The organism is Myxococcus sp. CA056 (assembly GCF_013336715.1).
GTDB lineage: Bacteria > Myxococcota > Myxococcia > Myxococcales > Myxococcaceae > Myxococcus > Myxococcus llanfairpwllgwyngyllgogerychwyrndrobwllllantysiliogogogochensis.
In genome coordinates, this window is sequence record NZ_JABUMT010000031.1 from 1 (window position 1) to 3,147 (window position 3,147).

Genomic DNA, 3,147 nt, shown 5'->3' on the forward strand with positions numbered 1-3,147 from the left:
CACCCGGTCCACCCGACACCCAGGAAGTGGGTACAGCGTTTCCATTCCCAGGGTGTATTCGCCCCGCTGGCAGCTTGCCGCGTCTGCCTACTCCCCAGAGGGGAACCACACGAAGTGCGGGAGAGCCACGGAAGCGGGGGACGCTCAGACTGCCCTGAAACATCCTCGGCGGATAGTCGGAGACGACGGTCGAACTTTTGCGATCGAGCAGCCCCAGTCGCCGCTGGAGAGGACCCTGGGGCCGGCTCGCACACTCGAGGCGTGGCAAATGCCACCGCAGCACGGTGGAGGTGGAGACGCTGGACGCGAAGTCGTTGGAAGTCAGCGCGTACTGGCTGCGCACGCCGCACCCGGCGGCGCTGCAGCGACGGGCACGCGAGGCCGCGCACTGGCGGGAGGGCAGCTGCACGTGAAGCTGGGGCTGGTGGTGGGGTTGGAGGAAGCCGCGCACGCGACCAGCGGCTGGAGTCGCGCGCGACGTGGGCAAGGTGGTGCTGCAAGTGCCCTGAAGCCGCTGCGGGCCCTCAGGCCTCGAGGGCGGCCTCGGGCCGCAAGCCTGCGGAGACGCCCTGGCGGCCGAAGCGGGCACTGGGGCCCCGCGTGGCGTCGGAAACTCTAGACGCATCAAGAGCGAAAAGCCCCCGTCGCACGAGGCGACGAGGGCCTCTCTCAAAAAGAATCCGGCAGAGATGGATGAGGTTGGCGTCCGGAGCGCGCCGATGGTCGTCGCGTACAGGGATGCCGATCGAGTTCCCGAAGTTGAGGTCGTCCCTTGCGAGGTCTCCATGTCTCATGCAGAGACCACCAGCAACTCTGTTGACCGACCCGAGCTGTGGCTTGTGAGAGAGGCCTGGGTCAGGAGCGATACGGTGGCATGCAGCACCATTCCCATGGGCGGGATGCGGGTTGAGGGAGGGAAGAGTGTCGCCGGTCAGTCTTCGGAGCCGTCACAATTGGCAACAGGGTCTCGAAGCCCCGTCGACCGAGGACTGCTGTCCCGAGCAGGCGGTCCCCGTTGTCCTCCGCATTCTGATGGAAAGAGGTGGTTGCCTGCGGTTCTCCGACCCACTGGAATGCAACCACGAGTGCTTGATGGATGGACCGGCGTGGCCGCGGGAACCCCTGTGGCACCACGACCCGTGCTCCAATCGTCAGGCCACCAGCCAGCGCCCTGCGTGGGCGCTGGAGAGGTGGGCACTTGTTCTCGAAGCTACTTGTGCCGCGTCCGAACTCGTGTCGTTCAATCTGGCCCGAGCTGCTTCGGCTTGCCCGGGTGAAGACGCTCGTAACCTCTTCGTTCGCCGCCCCGTCGCGCTGGCGCAGGCTCGCGTGAGGGGACAGGCGCCTTTCGCGACTTGGGCTCCGCGAACAAGCGCCCTCGTCGGCGTGGCGATGTAGTCGCCCTGACGAAGAGCATCAGCAGCACGAGGGATGCCGCCGCGAAGCCACACGGTCTTCCAAGAGGACAGCGGGTTCTTGGCGGAGCTCGAAGGAGTCGTCCCCCGAGAAGGGGAGGCAGAAGACCCTGTCGCCCGTGACAGGTACGTCGCCTCCCCGAGAGACTCGGGGGACTCCGGGGATGGAGCATCAGAGCGACAGGCATCCTCTTCGTCAGGGCCCCCACCCTTCGAGTGCTCTGAGTCGTGCGGGGGCATCCTCTTTTACGCGGGCGAAGGCCTCGTTCAGGAGTGGGCGCCCTGGATTGGCCATGTGCGAGTACCCGTTGTTCTATCCGGGTCAGCTGTTCGTACCGGGTCGCGCAGAGCGGGCTGTGGCGTCGCTTGTTCACCACGCGCGGGCTCGCCGAAGCCCGAGTGCAAGCCGGAGAGGTCACTGGCCGCATGCCCGGAGAATGGTCTCAGGGATCACCCCTGGACCGAGATGGCGTGGCGCTCAGCGTGTCGGTGTCGAGCCACCCGCTCCTGCGTAGAGCGTCACGCGAGCTCCGGCGCTGCTCTCAACTGCGGGCCTCATCTCGCGCCCATGGCGAAGCGCTTGGCGGCGAACCGTAAGGGGAAGCCGTCCGTGCCAGGAAACTGCCTGAGGGCTCGTTTCGTTGGTGAATCCCCGTCCATGAACGTCGGACCAGGTTCGTAGCTCCCGGGCGAGTGCGGCCTCCTCGGAGACTCGTCAGGGCGTTGAAGGAACTCATGCACGTTCTTCTTGCGGAGGGCCTCCCTGGCAACCTTTCCCGCAGCGCGCAGCAAGTCCGCCGCCGTCGAATGGGCGATTCGTAGGCCCTACGGTGCGAATAGACGTCGAGTGGGCGAACAGGGCCGCAGTGCTCCCGTCGCACGTGAAGGGCGACACCCTCAGGCAGGAAGAAACCGAGCCACCTCAGCTGGGCGCACTCGCACAACTCCTCGGTAGGGTGGGCTTCAGACCGCCCAGGCCTGCCGCTCCGATTGATCGAGCACGAGAATCTCTCCAGCGCGGCCAACCGCGGAAGGCGCCTGGCGTCCCGGTGAAAGAACCTGGGACGAGGGGACGCGGACTCGCCCTGTCCATGGGCCGCCCAGCGAGTGGCCTGCCGGGCGCTTCGGGAGGATGTGCTGTTCACAGGATGCCTTCGGCGCCCGCAGTGGCGGTCGTCGATGGGCCACCGCTCGGGTGGGTGATGGGGAGCGGCCCTTCGTTGATGGCCGATGCGCACGTGCGCTGGAGCCAGATCCGAGAGGTCACTGACGCAGGCCGAAAAAATCCGACGCCCTGCGATCAGAACGCTGGTGTTCGCCGAATCCCGATGGTACAAGCCGCCCCCCTCGCAACGAAGCCCGCGCACTGGCGCGGATCACTCCGTGGTGAGGATGTACCGACAGCACGGAATACAGCGGTCAACGAAGCGAGTTGACAGAAGATGCGGCGGTGGTAGAAGCCGCGCCCCGACGAAGAAGCCCGGGCAGCAGCAGGGCGGAAGCGGCGAGGGAGTCAACGAAGCAACGGTTGACACGGGATGCGGCGAAGAGATAGAAGCCGCGCCCTCCCGAAAGAACCAGCGGAAGCCACTGGGCGGCGCTGAGGACTTCGGGAAGCAGCAGAGAAGAAAAGCGAAACTGGGTGGTTGACAGGGAACGCGAAGATGAAATAGAAGAGGCGCCCCGCTGACGCCGGAAAGAAGCAGAAGGCGGCAGCAAGGTAGCAGGAAGT

2 protein-coding genes are annotated in these 3,147 nt (G+C 66.0%); one reads left to right on the forward strand and one right to left on the reverse strand.

The features are described 5' to 3' along the window. Positions 1–284 precede the first annotated feature (284 nt). Entirely contained in the window at positions 285–413 is a 129-nt protein-coding gene (locus HUA76_RS46195; RefSeq protein WP_256434385.1) for a hypothetical protein, read from the forward strand. Positions 414–2,834: 2,421 nt separating this feature from the next. On the opposite strand, the gene HUA76_RS45030 is transcribed toward HUA76_RS46195, so the two are convergent. Beyond that, on the reverse strand, positions 2,835–3,147 hold a 313-nt coding region (locus HUA76_RS45030; RefSeq protein WP_217440983.1), incomplete at its 5' end, for a hypothetical protein.